At 35.7% G+C, this 14,064-nt stretch carries 16 protein-coding genes and 1 pseudogene; 8 read left to right on the forward strand and 9 right to left on the reverse strand.

What is annotated here, in order from left to right; all coding sequences use genetic code 11:
- Positions 1–191: 191 nt before the first annotated feature.
- Complete coding sequence (locus BkAM31D_RS08625; RefSeq protein ID WP_066151867.1) at positions 192–899, forward strand: HAD family hydrolase; 708 nt, start codon at positions 192–194, stop codon at positions 897–899.
- A 125-nt stretch (positions 900–1,024) separates the two neighbouring features.
- The gene (locus BkAM31D_RS23925) at positions 1,025–1,174 is read left to right on the forward strand and encodes a hypothetical protein (RefSeq protein ID WP_169801090.1); all 150 of its coding nucleotides are present in this window, start codon (positions 1,025–1,027) and stop codon (positions 1,172–1,174) included.
- A gap of 96 nt (positions 1,175–1,270) precedes the next feature.
- Here the strand turns inward: BkAM31D_RS23925 and BkAM31D_RS08630 are convergent, their stop codons facing one another.
- Both BkAM31D_RS08630 and BkAM31D_RS08640 read right to left on the reverse strand, forming a co-directional pair.
- Positions 1,271–1,693 carry a YoqH family protein gene (locus tag BkAM31D_RS08630; protein ID WP_503487636.1) on the reverse strand — a complete coding sequence of 141 codons (423 nt, stop codon included), beginning with the start codon at positions 1,691–1,693 and terminating at the stop codon, positions 1,271–1,273.
- A gap of 276 nt (positions 1,694–1,969) precedes the next feature.
- On the reverse strand, positions 1,970–2,992 hold the full coding sequence (locus BkAM31D_RS08640) for a DUF3231 family protein (protein WP_066151864.1): 1,023 nt from the start codon (positions 2,990–2,992) through the stop codon (positions 1,970–1,972).
- Between the two features lie 1,201 nt (positions 2,993–4,193).
- On the opposite strand from BkAM31D_RS08640, the gene BkAM31D_RS08645 reads away from it, so the two are divergent.
- Both BkAM31D_RS08645 and BkAM31D_RS08650 read left to right on the forward strand, forming a co-directional pair.
- Complete coding sequence (locus tag BkAM31D_RS08645; protein ID WP_066151862.1) at positions 4,194–4,859, forward strand: C1q-like domain-containing protein; 666 nt, start codon at positions 4,194–4,196, stop codon at positions 4,857–4,859.
- Between the two features lie 452 nt (positions 4,860–5,311).
- Positions 5,312–6,633 (forward strand): annotated as a pseudogene (locus BkAM31D_RS08650) (S8 family peptidase).
- Positions 6,634–7,397: 764 nt separating this feature from the next.
- Here the strand turns inward: BkAM31D_RS08650 and BkAM31D_RS08660 are convergent.
- Positions 7,398–8,447, reverse strand: a complete 1,050-nt coding sequence (locus BkAM31D_RS08660) for a serine hydrolase domain-containing protein (RefSeq protein WP_066151858.1) — start codon at positions 8,445–8,447, stop codon at positions 7,398–7,400.
- A gap of 849 nt (positions 8,448–9,296) precedes the next feature.
- Here BkAM31D_RS08660 and BkAM31D_RS08665 point away from each other — a divergent pair.
- Positions 9,297–9,926, forward strand: a complete 630-nt coding sequence (locus tag BkAM31D_RS08665; protein ID WP_066151856.1) for a GDSL-type esterase/lipase family protein — start codon at positions 9,297–9,299, stop codon at positions 9,924–9,926.
- 153 nt (positions 9,927–10,079) lie between these two features.
- On the forward strand, positions 10,080–10,391 hold the full coding sequence (locus BkAM31D_RS08670) for a YbjQ family protein (RefSeq protein ID WP_066151854.1): 312 nt from the start codon (positions 10,080–10,082) through the stop codon (positions 10,389–10,391).
- 478 nt (positions 10,392–10,869) lie between these two features.
- Here BkAM31D_RS08670 and BkAM31D_RS08675 read toward each other — a convergent pair whose 3' ends face one another.
- Positions 10,870–11,073 (reverse strand): hypothetical protein, encoded by a 204-nt coding sequence (locus BkAM31D_RS08675; RefSeq protein ID WP_066151852.1) that lies wholly within the window; start codon positions 11,071–11,073, stop codon positions 10,870–10,872.
- A gap of 332 nt (positions 11,074–11,405) precedes the next feature.
- Here BkAM31D_RS08675 and BkAM31D_RS08680 point away from each other — a divergent pair, with 332 nt between their 5' ends.
- Complete coding sequence (locus BkAM31D_RS08680; protein WP_066151850.1) at positions 11,406–11,624, forward strand: spore germination protein; 219 nt, start codon at positions 11,406–11,408, stop codon at positions 11,622–11,624.
- A 40-nt stretch (positions 11,625–11,664) separates the two neighbouring features.
- Positions 11,665–12,111, forward strand: coding sequence for an Hsp20/alpha crystallin family protein (locus tag BkAM31D_RS08685; RefSeq protein WP_066151848.1), 447 nt, complete (start codon positions 11,665–11,667; stop codon positions 12,109–12,111).
- A 75-nt stretch (positions 12,112–12,186) separates the two neighbouring features.
- On the opposite strand, the gene BkAM31D_RS08690 is transcribed toward BkAM31D_RS08685, so the two are convergent.
- The 5 genes from BkAM31D_RS08690 to BkAM31D_RS08710 form a co-directional block, all read right to left on the reverse strand.
- Complete coding sequence (locus tag BkAM31D_RS08690) at positions 12,187–12,555, reverse strand: spore germination protein GerPE (protein WP_066151845.1); 369 nt, start codon at positions 12,553–12,555, stop codon at positions 12,187–12,189.
- A gap of 13 nt (positions 12,556–12,568) precedes the next feature.
- Positions 12,569–12,745 (reverse strand): spore germination protein GerPD, encoded by a 177-nt coding sequence (locus BkAM31D_RS08695; protein ID WP_066151843.1) that lies wholly within the window; start codon positions 12,743–12,745, stop codon positions 12,569–12,571.
- Positions 12,742–13,347 carry a spore germination protein GerPC gene (gerPC, locus tag BkAM31D_RS08700; protein ID WP_066151841.1) on the reverse strand — a complete coding sequence of 202 codons (606 nt, stop codon included), beginning with the start codon at positions 13,345–13,347 and terminating at the stop codon, positions 12,742–12,744. Before gerPC ends, BkAM31D_RS08695 begins: the two co-directional genes overlap by 4 nt.
- 86 nt (positions 13,348–13,433) lie before the next feature.
- Positions 13,434–13,655, reverse strand: a complete 222-nt coding sequence (locus BkAM31D_RS08705; RefSeq protein ID WP_066151838.1) for a spore germination protein GerPB — start codon at positions 13,653–13,655, stop codon at positions 13,434–13,436.
- A gap of 20 nt (positions 13,656–13,675) precedes the next feature.
- Positions 13,676–13,897 (reverse strand): spore germination protein, encoded by a 222-nt coding sequence (locus BkAM31D_RS08710; protein WP_066151836.1) that lies wholly within the window; start codon positions 13,895–13,897, stop codon positions 13,676–13,678.
- Positions 13,898–14,064: the final 167 nt, after the last annotated feature.

The raw sequence follows: 14,064 nt of genomic DNA on the forward strand, positions 1-14,064 counted from the left end.
TATTTTTACTGTGTGGTAGATGAACGAGAACGTACGGTACAGGTTGGTTAAGGATATAGTTTAGTATTAATAGTAGGGACAGTACCATAAGTGATGAATTATTTGATTAGATGAAGGGAGTAGGAGTAGTTAGTTGGCTCTCTATTTTCTATAAATAAGTGATATCATCATAATATAAGGAGGGATATGAAATGGATACAATCATTTTTGATGTTGATGATACCCTATATGATCAAGCACAATCTTTTCATAAAACGGTGAGGAAGCTTTTTCAAGAGCCGTTTTCAGACGAAGAGATTGATGAATTATATAGAGCTAGTCGTAAGTATAGCGAGATTTTGTTTGATCAAAGTGAAGCAGGTGAAATAACCCAATTTGAATGGCAAACCGGACGAATCATGGCTGCCTGTAAGGATTTCAACATTCCTATAGATACGGAAAAAGCGACTATCTTTCATGAAACGTATGTGACCGAACAAAAAAACATTACCTTGTTTCCGGAAGTCGAAGAACTACTAAATGTACTTCACAAAGAAGGGAAACAGCTTGGGATTCTTACAAATGGTGAAGAAAAACATCAAGCAATGAAAATGAAACAACTCAACCTTAGTCGTTGGATTCCGGCAGAAATGACGTTTATTTCTGGTTCGATAGGTCATGCAAAACCGAAAAGAGAAGTATTTGATTTTATTGAAGAGAAAATGGACCTTGATCAAACCAAAACCGTTTATATCGGGGATAACTTTGAAAAAGATATTATCGGGGCAAAACAAGCAGGCTGGCAAGCGATTTGGATGAATCATCGTAAGAAAAATTTGCCTACTTATACTACCTATAAACCAGATAAAGAAGTGCATAGTGCCAAAGAGTTACTAGAATTATTAGTGAAAAAGGCTTAGGTCGCTATGGGAGGAATCAGCGATTGTCATCCTGGTTCTAGTAGCATTGAGCGGGTTTATAAACTTTAGTAAAATAAGGTATATTAATATTATTGAATAGTACTCTTTAAAAGTAGGTGAACAAAGTGGGAAAATATCAATTGGATGCCAAAGGTAAGGCAGCTGTGACAAAGTTTCATGAAAAACAGACGCCTGCCAAATTTGATAAAAAGCAGCAACTTGAAAAATTACGTGCGGAGTATTTGAAAAAGAAGCAAAAACAAACAGATAAATAATACGAATGAAAACATAGGAAGACTAAAATCTCCCTATGTTTTTTCTAATTCGAAGTTCTTTTTTCAATTGATGATAGAGTTTTAGGCCAATAAATTTCAGATTCTCTGTTGATGTTGACAATTTCCAACGAGAATTATTCCTTCTAAGACAGGAGCACTTGAAGTGCCAGTCAACGAATTAAAAGGGCGAACTAACACCTGCGAATTTGGCGTAATGGATGCAGCAGTAGGAAGTTCTATTCGAGATGACCAAGTAGGTGGGTCTTCGGGAGTAGCAAACAACTGGTTTCTAAAGCTACCAGTCCCGGAAATGATAATCTCACCTGTATACTTGTCAAAATCACCGAAAAATTGAGGTTGCGGTAAGGTTACCATGATGCTCACAGCCTGACCTCCTCTTGGACCAACATTCACATAAGCTACGCCGCCTGAACCGAATGGTGCACGTCCCTGAGCTGTAAAGACGTACAGCAGGGGTAAGGGATGAGACCCGGAACGCAGAGGATGTCTCCAGGGAATATTACATTAGGATTTGGAATATGGGGATTGTTGACTGCAAGTGCTTCTATTCTTACTCTAAACATCTGCGCGATGGTATAGAATGTGTCTCCTGGAATTACGGTATACCGACCCAAAAACCCCTGTGGACAGTTTCGTGGTATTCTTGATTGCTGTCTATACATAAATACTGCCTCCCACTCGTAAATACCTTATTTTATGGTATGTGGTAACGATTAAAGTGGGTATGTTTTTTTATGGGGCAGGGTCATTGGTTCGAACAAATCGAACTATTTTCTAGTGAGGAGAAGGAATTAACCCTCCTCCTGAATTCGTGGTAGTTCGACACTTAACCATTTTCAATATTACTTTCTGTTGACTTCTCAGCTTATTAATTTGATGAATTTTTTTGTTTACTGTTTGAGGTGGTTCTTCTAACCAGCTATTATCAATCATAATGTTAACACCGTCATTAGCGTAGGAGGTGACTTCTGTTGCTAAACGAACGTACGTTGTGGATATATCAGTTCGTAAACTAGCTGCAGCGGCTGTTGCGTAGTTTGAGGTACTTGATTGTATCAATAGCGATGTATGGAACATGATTAATTTATCCGAAAATGGTGCTATTTCTGAGTTAGACACTTTAAGGTCTGATGGCATTGGTACAGCAATGTCGTCGTCTGTTAAAATGGTGGAGAAGAGTTTAACATGTTTGGTAGCTATTTCCTTTCCTTTATCGCAGTATTGACGTACTTTTTTTGACTTTGCAACTTGTGAAAGGCCAATTAATAATACTTGCCCGACTAAATTCGTTTCAATATTGGCATAAACATGAGTAATTTCAATAACATTAACGGGTCTACGGTTTAAGGTCAATAGACCACCTTTATAATTTTTCTGATCGATAAAATCAATTTCATTCGTTGTGGAGACATAAGGTGGTCTCACAAATAACCCTTTAGATAATAAAACATCACTGGTTTTGTTGTACAAAGTTGTTGATGATTCTACCGCTTTACTTAAAAATTCGCGGACACTGGATTTAGCTGAAGTTGCCAGAGCCACACCGTAGACAGATAATCCTACCTTTGCCATATTCTTAATATAGTATAAATAAAAAGTATCTGAGTAAAGGCGTGGAGCATTAGGATTGACATCTTCATCTTTAAAACCAATAGGAATAGATTGTTGGTCATCTTTCAGAATTTGTTCGGATCGGACAAGGCTTTCTTCTGAGGTATGTAGTGCGTATTCCACAATTGATTTGTTTTCTTGATCATCAACATTTTCTAAAAAATACTTAAAAACACAGACGGCCATGCTATTATTTTGAAAACTGCTCCAAAGTGCGGCAATCTCTTAAGAGGTTAATTTGCTTGGATGCTCTTCTATCATGTACGCTCTCTCCTTATAACATAATTACCGTTATAATTTGTTGTTTTTAATAATTTATTCCGTACCTAGGCGAACAGGAGACTTACAAAGAAGGAAGGTTTCCCTCTCAATGGATGGCCGTTTGATACGAAATATATTAAGGGTAATTTTTTTTCTTCATTACGTAAGGTGCTCTCTTTCCAACAACCTCCAAATTTAACTCTTTTCTACTTACATCATTAAAGTGCATAATGAATATTCTATAGCTGTATGAGCCTACATCGTTTGAAAGGACCATGACATGCGGCATATTCTTCTATCGACATTCCTTGTTTACTTAAACTTCCGGCGGCAAACCTGGCGAATTCTTCCAAAGTATTTAAAAGCATTGTTATACATTGCGTTTATTAATTCGTCTTATTACTATTTTTTTAAAAGGCGTATTCTGTGGGAGTTTCAGTCCAATAATTTAAATTTAAAGGTATTACGCATTATCCATATTTACTTTATCACGCCTTTACTGTTCTTACTCTGCATGAAAGACCTTCCACAAGAGAACGTAAAATTACAAATGAAGCATATCTTCAAATGGTCTATTATATGTGCTTTCTGTGAGTTTATTGGATTAAAAACAAAACTGATCTTCTTTAAAAATGGCTGGAACATTTTCTGGTCATGGCTCATCTACATTTTTCTCTTTACCTTCGGCTATATTAACACCAAAAGACCTTTGTTTATTTGGACATTAAGTGTTCCCACCTTGCTGTTTTTTCTATTGAAATTTAAGGCGCCAATATATAGAATTACCATACTTGGTCCGCTCTTTTTCTTCATAAGACAGAAAAAACCAACTCTTTAATATTTTTTATGAAAAGACTCCTACACTGTTTACAAGGTGAAGAAGTCTTTTTCTATGAACAACTGTATAGTTAGAAAAACCTTACATTTAATGGTATTAACGAATGTTAGGTCTAAAAAGTCTTGTTTTAGCAGGTAGGTAAGTCATAGTTCATTATGTTCATTAAAATTAACGAGAACAAAAGGCTATTTTTTCTAAAATTAATGGATAGTCTAGAAAAAATAGATATAAATCTATACATTCCTTTCACGAGACTCATATCATGTACCAAACAGGGGAGGTGAATGTATGGGTTATTCTAAAAAGAAATTAAGGAAATGTATTAAGAAAGAGCTAAGGTCAAAAAAATGTAAAGGAAAGAAGAAAAAAGTGATTATACCAGGAGCACCAGGGGCACCAGGAGCACCAGGTCCAGCAGGCCCACCAGGCCCAGCAGGCCCACCAGGCCCGGTAGAGCAGTCAGCTTTTAGAGCGGTTAAGGCAGAAAATCAACCGCAAGCGTTAGGGAATGATTTTGTACCTGTTACGTATGAGGTTCAAGAATTTGATCTGAATGATGAATATTCTCCAACCACATCGCAATTTGAAGCAGAGCAAGATGGGGTCTATCATCTTCATGCTAGTATAGGTTTCTTCCCTGATGTACCGAGTGATAATATAATAGCAATTCTAATAATGGTGAACAATGTACCTGTTCAAGTAGCAAATCACTACATTCCAGTGAATCTTTTCAATGTAGTCTTTACTTCTACGATTTATCAATTACAGGCTGGGGATGTAGTTACCGTAGAAGCTGGAAGTAGTGTACCTGGACTTATTATTGCAGAGAATGCTTTTACAAACTTTGCTGCTGCAAGGTTTCCTTCTCCAACAAATAGTTCACTTAGTAGTACTTCACAGTCTCAAGCAAAAATTTCAAGGGAAGATCTAGCGAAGCAGTTGCTAGGGACATGATATCATTAGATGGAACAATCTTAACAAGTAGATAATCAAAATTTAAATTATAGTTAACTTATAAGCTTCATTTTTGACTGGCAGCGACACTTATAAATGGTGTGGCTGCTTTTCTTTGATTTCATAAATTTGTAAAAGCTAGCATGGTATAAAAAGATGTTGAAACACGACGGTTGATAGATTTTTAGAAAAATGGCAAAAAAGATAAATAAAAAATATGGGTTTGAATTGAAAGGATAATAGGGCGGGTATTGATTGGTGAATAAGAAAAGGGGAAGCTCTGAATTATCCAATCGTAAATGGTTCCTTATAATGGAGATACAAAATATCTTTTTTGTTCCTTTTAATACCCATAGTTACTAGCATATTTTACTAGAATATCAGCCAATTACCGTTGCTGCCTTTACAGAATTCCATAATATATCTTATAAAACATTATGGAGGTTATAGGTATGTTTGGGTATTCTATGGTACAAATGGTACGTTCACATGCTGAAAAAATAGATAGACCGTTACGTGATCAAATCTTAAATCTGTACAAACCCTTTAAATGGACTCCTTGTATTTTTCATCGTTTATTTGAGGGCTGGATCCAAAAGACAAAGAAGCTATCTGTCATTATTCAGTTTGAGAAAAATTGTTTTGATGAAGGCTGTATGGAAGTAGAAGGAGTTTTTGCAAATCATATGAGATGTAAACTCGAGAAACGCTTTACAAGTGTATCTTGTTGCAGTGCCACTTTAACTCCATCAGCTTTAGAAGAGTTGCTTCCTAGTTGTAAGCACATTAAAATGATTTCTCATAACCGTGAAGTTCAGGCTTTATTGGATACAGCCGTTCCTTCTGCGAATGCAGAAAATATTATGAGAAATGGTACAGAGCTTTCTGGTCAAGGAGTTGTAGCACTGTTATTGATACAGGGATTTATCCACATCCTGATCTTTCTGGTAGAATAATAGACTTTGTAGATTTTATTAACGAAAGATCGGAGCCTTATGATGATAACGGTCATGGTACACATTGTGCTGGGGACCTTGCCGGTGATGGGTCAGCTTCCTCAGGCAGATATGTGGGGCCTGCACCGAAAGCGGACATCATTGGTGTAAAAGTATTGAATAAAATCGGATCTGGGTCATTATCAACAGTTATGGAAGGGGTAGAGTGGTGTATCCAATACAATGAAAATAACCCAGAACGAAGAATTAATATTATTAGTATGTCATTAGGTAGTACGGCACAACATTATGGTAATCCAGCTTCAGACCCTATGGTTCAAATTGTTGAGGAAGCTTGGGACCGGGGAATCGTTGTGTGTGTAGCAGCAGGAAACGAGGGTCCTAGGCCACAAACCATAGCTAGTCCTGGTGTAAGTGAAAAAGTTATTACAGTGGGAGCTCTTGATAATAAAAACAATGTAGATCGTACAGTGGATGAAATCGCTAGCTTTTCAAGTAGGGGGCCTACGATATATGGTGCGGTGAAACCGGATATTGTAGCTCCAGGCGTCAACATTATTTCATTACGATCACCGAATTCGTATTTAGATAAATTTTCAAAAAGTAGCAGGCATGAAACCAATTATTTTATATTATCAGGGACATCTATGGCAACACCGATTTGCGCAGGTATTGTAGCATTAATGTTGGAACAAAGTCCTCACTTAACTCCGGATGAAGTAAAGGATTATTTAAAGAGAGGAACTGATTTGTGGCGTAGGATAGATGAGAATACCTACGGAGCAGGATACATTAATGCAGAAAATTCAATTCCATAATCAAATGATTGTCACGAAAAAAACTCTCGCTGAAAAGTAAAAAAGGCAATTATTATAAAACCATTCGACCGCGTAATGGTTTATTCTTTATATGAATGATCAAGGATAGCCAAAGTCAAAAAGCTACGTTTGATTCGCATTTTATGATTAAACAAAAAAATTAAAAGGCACCGTAACATAGTAACGGGTTCAATTTTCGAGTACAAAATTAAAAAAAGTAATATAAAAGGGAAGCTAATCGCACACTAATTGGTTTCCCTTTTTTTATTGTTATATCAATGTTTCTTCTGATTTATTCATGAAAATATTACTGTAATTAGCATACCAATTAGCAAATGTCTGCCATCTAGCAGATAGTGTTTAAAGTGGGTGTTAAAACTAATGCTAAATGTACTACTAATTAATCCAAGGAGGATACTAGGATTGAAATTTATTAAGCCCAAAAATCAAAATGCTGAAAAGGTTGCATTACTTACCTTCAACAAAGAAGTGATATTCTCCCGTTGTTTATGAAACTGTTATTAAGTCGAGTTCCTATCACTAGAGCTTGTGAAATCCTAGAAATCAAGAGAGGTACTTATTACGATAAGTTAGAGTTTTCTGGATCGGCGGTGCTTGGAGTATTTAGAACGCCACGAAACGAAGGTCCTTCAAGGTATGGACTTCAAGGAAATGTGGTTAAATACTGGTTGAAGCTCTCGTTAGTTCAAGAAGTTAACTTCTGATAATATTAATCCTAAGAAACCCCAATCTCATATATAAAATTATTCCGTTGATAATAAGTGATTATATACTTCAAAGGCAATTTCCTCTCCAATCGTTTCTCCTAATCCCAACAGGATTTTAACTAATTTCCATATTGAATGTTTTTGAGTAGTTGCAATAATAATACCCATTTTCTTTTCTTTTTTCATTCCAATATAGGTGTTAAATCCGACTGTACCACCAGTGTGCCAATGAATGTAATCTTGTGTTTGTTTATCTTTGGAAATCATCCATCCCAATCCCATATGTGTATTATTATCAACTCTACTATTATTTTGTATTTTATGTGTTTGGTTAAAAACTTCTTGTAAAGGATTATCTGTTAATCCTAAATTTCCTTCTAAGAAAGTCAACATATCATTTAATGTGCTTTTTAATCCACCAGCTCCTGGTAGAGCAGGAATAGAAAATGGGGGTATTTCTTTCTTCTTCATATACGATTTAATTATTTTTCGCTGGTTATTATCACTTATATTAATAAATGTGCTATGCAGACCTAAAGGTTTACAAATCCGAGCATTTATTGCCTCTTCATATTCTGTACCAAGAACACTTGCTAGTAAATTTCCTAAAATCCCTACACCGACATTTGAATACTTCCATTTGTTTTTATACTTCTTTAACTGAAAGTTTGACAAAAATTCGTCTAAATCCTTTAGTTGATAAGATGAAAACGGATTCATTTTATCATGCACTTTAATATTTGAAGCATCTCTTGGCAAATTCGATTGATGGGTAATTAAATCTCGTAAAGTTATTTCTTTTCTATTATTTGAAAATGCTTGGATATAACTTGGCTGATATTTTAATACGGAGTCATCTAATTGAACTATATTATCCCTTATCATTGTCTGTAAAAATACAGCAGTAAAAACTTTAGAAATAGAACCGATTTCGAAAATTCTGTCTTCAACAGGTATACTAGATTTATCTTCTATGCCTACTGAATATATCTGTCTCCCGTTTTGATTAACAATACCAAGTAGGATACTTGAATCCTTACTTCTATTTTTATTAGACACTAAAATATTCTTAATTCTTGTTTCCATATTTTCTCCTTTCATAACTTTTAAAATCCTCTGGTAGAAGAACAAAAGTTAAACATTTTTTACCATGAGTATAATTTATCCTTCTTACACAAACCTGCTTCGTTACTTTAAGTACATCTTTTCACAAAGTTTTTAAAACTTACATTAATATATTAACATAAATATCCAGAAAAGCAGGGGAGATAGCAATTCCCCTGCTAATTTTAATGTTATTTTGTTTTCAATATACTTGTTATTTTTCCTACTAATTCGACTGCGAAATGCGGTTTTGTACTTCAAAACCGAACCCGTGTAACATAGTACTCATTCTTCTCTTTTAAGGCACAATGAGAGAAAAATGAAAATGAACTTATCGGGGTGCCGCCCTACATAACCTTTCAAAACTCTTATGTATCAATCGTTGGCGAAACTGATGTTTGAGTTGGTAATCCTTAGTTAACTATTAAAAACTAATGCAAAAAAAGAAAACTTACCTTCTTTATAATAAGCAATAAGTTCTGGATAAATACAAGAAGACATTTCTTATAATAGAAAAAACATATGATTTCAAAAAAGGGATAAACTGAAGAATGAATTAAGAAAGGAGATGAAAATTATGACCAAAAAATATAATAAAGGCAGCCGTAATCAAAATGCACCAGAATTACACGGCAAAGTTCCAGCTAGCGGTGATAATAATAAAGGGAATAAAAAGCGATAGTGAATGTAGGGACAGGTACCTCGTCCCACTTTAGCTGACATGTCGTTAGTGGAGCAGTCAAGAGCTTGGATAAGGTATGTGCCGTTTCCTCCTATACTGCAATCTCATAGACTAAACCAACAAGACTATAAATAATAGGAGGGAGACGAATGCATCTATCTTATACGGCTCTTGGAGACTCCTTAACCGTCGGCATTGGAGCAGTTCATTCACCTGGCTTTGTGAAACGATATGCAGGAATGATTGAACAAGCGTATAAAGTCCCGCTCACTTTACACATAAAAGCGAAAGCAGGATTGACCTCGACTCAACTTTTGGAAATGTTATCAAGAGCAAATGTACGAAAAGCCATCGCTGAAGCAGATTTGATCACGATAACAATAGGAGGTAATGATTTAATTCAAACGTATCGTTACAGCAATCATTTCAATACACTTGAAGACAGCGTTCAAAGATTTACAAATAATATGCAAAGAATTTTAGCGGAGATTGCCTCAATCAAAACATACTCTTATAAACCAAAATACACCGTACAGCTAATCGGATTATATAATCCGATTCCAAATGTTCCGTATAGTCATTACTTTATTAATCAATATAATAATGTGTTACGTAGATGTACGAACCGAATTGTGGCTTATGTAGATATCTATACTAAGTTTGATCAAGGTGGACATTATCTTCTTTCTCATGATTTCCACCCAAATAGCCGAGGCTATCAAATAATAGCTGAACAGGCATTTAAGAAATTAGGTTTGCGTGATCAATTGTGTGGGTAGGTGGATATTCGGGTGAAGTGGAAAGCAGTTCTTTAGGGGCTGTTTTTTTGTTTGTCTTCCTTTATATTTCTTTATATCCCGATTTGAAATTTATACCAATTCCTGCTAGCGATGGTTATAATAAATTCAACTGTTATCAAGGGGGAAAATCAAATGATCATGACAACGACTACAATGATTGAAGGCAAACCAGTTGAATCGTATTTAGGAATCGTCACAAGCGAAGTGATTTTAGGGGCTAATGTAGTGAGGGACTTCTTTGCTTCGATTACGGATATCGTAGGTGGCCGAAGCGGAGCCTACGAAAGTAAGCTTCAAGAAGGTCGGGAGTCTGCTTTAAATGAACTGGAGCAAAGAGCTAGAAGGTTGGGTGCTAATGCGGTAATTGGCATTGACTTAGACTTTGAAACATTACGTGACGGAATGATGATGATTGTTGCGACAGGCACAGCTGTGAGAGTTTAGAATGAAAAAGGGACGGTTCTCAAGGAAGCGAGAGAACCGTCCCTTTGATTCGTTAAAACCAAAATCTCCTTGGTTGTACCATGAAATAACAATGATGACAACAGCACATATGACCTGGGTTGTTTCTTCTTCTTGCTAGATTATATAGATGAAGCGCATAATAATGATTCATTTCTAAACCCCCTTCAAGATAATTTGATCTTTATATAGTATGTAAGATGATTCATGACATATAGGCAAGCTAAGTGATAAACTTTGAAATTTTTAGGCGTGGATGAAATTTACTGGTCTTAAGAGACATTTTGAAAGCTAAGTGGGGGCAATCGGACAACGTAAGGTATTCAAGAGGGAATAGAGAGGGGGAAACTTGCAAGTGTTTTTTCTTTTCATAACTTTAGTATTTTTCTATCCTGAATGACAACGGTTGGCTATCCCGAAAGCATCAACCTGACCCACTTTTAGTTATAAATAGAGTAACCTATGGAATAAATTCTTGCATACCTGTAACAAGTTCCTCAATTAATGCTTCTTCCCCACCAATTGCTTGTATTGCCGAACCCAAAGACTGCAGTAAGTTACCACCAATTTCAAGTTTTTGTGCTGAAAGGGTTAAGCTGTCTTTAGTGGTAAGTTGTTTGGTCGCCCCTATCGTTACTAGCCCTTGGCCTAACCCATTGCTCAAATGAAATTTTCTTTTCTCCTTTCGACCCATTTTCTGACCTATATTTCAGTTTATGTTACAGGTACAGTATATGAACTTCAAGTCTTCGAGTGTAGATAACTTGTTATTAAATTTATTGTTTTATTGGAAAAATTCATCTGTCACAGATTCTGAAATCAGTCCTCTAATGATAATAGAAAACGGCGTATTGTTTGCTTGTGACGAAATTGAACTTCCCTAGTGAAGAGTAGTGGACAGGAGTCAGATTATTTTAAAGTGATTATTTTAGTAACTCCTTTTGCCTATATGACATAAAATAATTATGGTAATAACTAAAAAAGCAGGTGTACATTATGCCTTCAATCATTGGCGGACCGATTAAGATTCTTAGTAATAGTGGTGTGGTGAATTTTGGAGATACACTGAACAGTTCACCTAAATCTGTTTCGAAATCTGTTTCAGGTGCAGGTAGTGCGCACACAGGTGATTTCCAGATTACAAATAATGGTATCAATATTAACAATGTCTTAGATCCTGATGTACTTGATCAAAATCAAGGCGGAAATGTTTAAGGGTAAATGAGAACTCATGTAAAATTGGTGGTGAATAAGGGTGAACGATTTCTTTAACGATGTACCAAAACCATTCAAAAAGTTTTTTGGTGAAGATTTTTGGGGGAATTTCGATCATATGTTTCAAGAGTTTGAAAGTCAAAAGAAAAGCCAATTCCCAAAAACGAATATCTATGAATCTGGAAATGAATTAATTTGTCTTTTATTATTACCAGGGATTGAGCGAATGGATGATATTAATCTTAACGTAAACAGTAATATATTATCGGTTAGTGGAACGATTCATTTACCATTCGAAAGTTACCATTCTAATAAAGAGGAAATCTTTGCAGGGAGCTTCAAAAGAGACATTCAGCTCCCATTTCCTGTTCGAAGTGATAAAGTAATTGCTTCGTATAAAAGGGGATTTCTGAAGGTTTACTTATACCGTTTGTTAGTGAAATCGTCACAAAGTAGTATAGTCATAGAGGATTTAGAAAAGGAGTAATACTATAGAAGGGAAAGAATAAATAAACAATCCATTTTCGTTTTCTGAAAATGGATTGTTCGTTTTATATTAATGTTAATCCCCTAAAAGTTGCCTTATATGTTTTACTCTTGCTTCTGCATCAATTAGTCGATTTGATCCTATTTGGGCGATGGACCCTGCTGAAATACTTGTAATATCAATATGATTGACATTGATGAAATGAGACTCGTTTCTCCTTGTTATGATGAGGCTGCCATCCATTTGTGGTTTTGGAATTTCTCGTGAAAATAAAGGATATTGATTGAAATTTCCTTCCCTCCCGTAAAATAACTCTTTCTCACGCTGTACGGCTAGTGCTTTGTGCCGAGGTGTAATTTCTTCCGCATCTCCAATCTCTAAAACAGAACTGAACGTAACAACCTGGACATCAATTAATTTAACTACCGATATTCGCTTCAACATATGGCCACTGCCTTTATTCAAAAGCTAACGGAACGAACGGTCCAATAATTAACGACTCGGGTGGGGTATCAAAAATAGAAGACAGATTAATACAATCTGTATCTCCTACCAAAAAGATGGATGAACTTGAAACCCCGGTAATTCGAATATTTTCAACATTTAAATGACGATTGATTACAGTATAATTCATTGATTTGCTCCTCCTGTTTCTTTTGGTAAATTTTGTATGAATAATTCAAAGGTTTTGTTAATATCGCCTTTTACTTTCGATTTGGTCTGAAACTCTAATTCGTCTATCTGTTCTCTAGTTAAATGCTCAATATTCAGTTGATTTAAATATTGAGCGATGCGAGGATCGATCTGATTTCTTACATCATTAATGATAAATTGTCTATATTCTGGTTGGAGGGGAAATTGATATTTATGCTCGAGTTCTTCAATAACGGGAATACATTCATGGTCTAAATAGTGATAAATTTCCGACCGGATTTTCTCGAAAGATGTTTGATACTCCCTGCTTCTTGGAACATTCAATTTATGATTTTGCACATGGAAATCTTCAATTGCCTCATTTTGGCTATGGGGACTTAAGCCGATGTTTAACGTACCTTCAAGCGTTTCAACCTTTAGTTGATCAAACTTATATTCGATGTGAGTCGGCTGTTGATTCTGTCTTTGTGCTGCTAGTTCCTTTTGAAGGGTAAGTATGGATTGTTCCAATGTTGATATTCGGTCATTTAACATTTGTATATGACTATTTACCTGTTGAAAATAAGCATTCCAGTAGTCCAATTGTTTCTCCCTCCTCTTACTTGCTTAACAAATCATTGATTTTTACTCAAAAGGAATTCTCTTGACAATTTGTTTCAAAAAAATTTTTACACGCTTGCTGGAGCTAACGGTACCGCTGGTGTCAATGCTTCTGTAACCGTTGCTTGTTGTCCTGCTTCAGGAGCAGGTTCTGTAAATCCACCCGTATTGTAGTTGTTGGATAATGCTTTAATCATCCCAGCACTTCCTATTTGAAGTACGGAAGAATTTGATAATCCATTGATGCGAATGGACTGAATATTGATGCTTTGATTAATGAAAAAGTTCATAAGTTACCTACCTCCAACCATTAAACTACTCCTGTGATGTTTTGGTCCGCTACATCCGAATCATTTACGTTTGTGACGCTATAATCGTTTCTAACTCTTAAATTATCTCCTGTATTAAATGAACCCGCTCCAGAAAAAGTCTTTGCTGTACTAACAGGGGCGATTCTAAATACATCCCCGACATTAAATACCCCACTGGACGCAACAGCATTCACTTTTATCGCTCCAACAATTGCTGGCATATAAATAACACCCCATAACAGATTATGGTTCATTCTATGAAGAAATGGGCTTAGGTGTTCATCATAGTGAGATAAATGTAAAAGGGTCGGTTCTAAGGAAGCAAAAGAACCGTCCCCATGTTTTTTGGAAGTAAAACAATCCATATTTCGGAAAAAAACCATGAGTT

This window comes from Halalkalibacter krulwichiae (assembly GCF_002109385.1).
In the GTDB taxonomy this organism is placed as follows: Bacteria; Bacillota; Bacilli; order Bacillales; family Bacillaceae_D; genus Halalkalibacter; species Halalkalibacter krulwichiae.

Bases quoted from the DNA above. Each gene is read 5' to 3' on its own strand.
- BkAM31D_RS08625 (WP_066151867.1), top strand. From the start codon at position 192: ATGGATACAATCATTTTTGATGTTGATGATACCCTATATGATCAAGCA.
- BkAM31D_RS08640 (WP_066151864.1), bottom strand. From the start codon at position 2,992: ATGGCCGTCTGTGTTTTTAAGTATTTTTTAGAAAATGTTGATGATCAA.
- BkAM31D_RS08645 (WP_066151862.1), top strand. From the start codon at position 4,194: ATGGGTTATTCTAAAAAGAAATTAAGGAAATGTATTAAGAAAGAGCTA.
- BkAM31D_RS08660 (WP_066151858.1), bottom strand. From the start codon at position 8,447: ATGGAAACAAGAATTAAGAATATTTTAGTGTCTAATAAAAATAGAAGT.
- BkAM31D_RS08665 (WP_066151856.1), top strand. From the start codon at position 9,297: ATGCATCTATCTTATACGGCTCTTGGAGACTCCTTAACCGTCGGCATT.
- BkAM31D_RS08670 (WP_066151854.1), top strand. From the start codon at position 10,080: ATGATCATGACAACGACTACAATGATTGAAGGCAAACCAGTTGAATCG.
- BkAM31D_RS08680 (WP_066151850.1), top strand. From the start codon at position 11,406: ATGCCTTCAATCATTGGCGGACCGATTAAGATTCTTAGTAATAGTGGT.
- BkAM31D_RS08690 (WP_066151845.1), bottom strand. From the start codon at position 12,555: ATGTTGAAGCGAATATCGGTAGTTAAATTAATTGATGTCCAGGTTGTT.
- BkAM31D_RS08695 (WP_066151843.1), bottom strand. From the start codon at position 12,745: ATGAATTATACTGTAATCAATCGTCATTTAAATGTTGAAAATATTCGA.
- BkAM31D_RS08705 (WP_066151838.1), bottom strand. From the start codon at position 13,655: ATGAACTTTTTCATTAATCAAAGCATCAATATTCAGTCCATTCGCATC.
- BkAM31D_RS08710 (WP_066151836.1), bottom strand. From the start codon at position 13,897: ATGCCAGCAATTGTTGGAGCGATAAAAGTGAATGCTGTTGCGTCCAGT.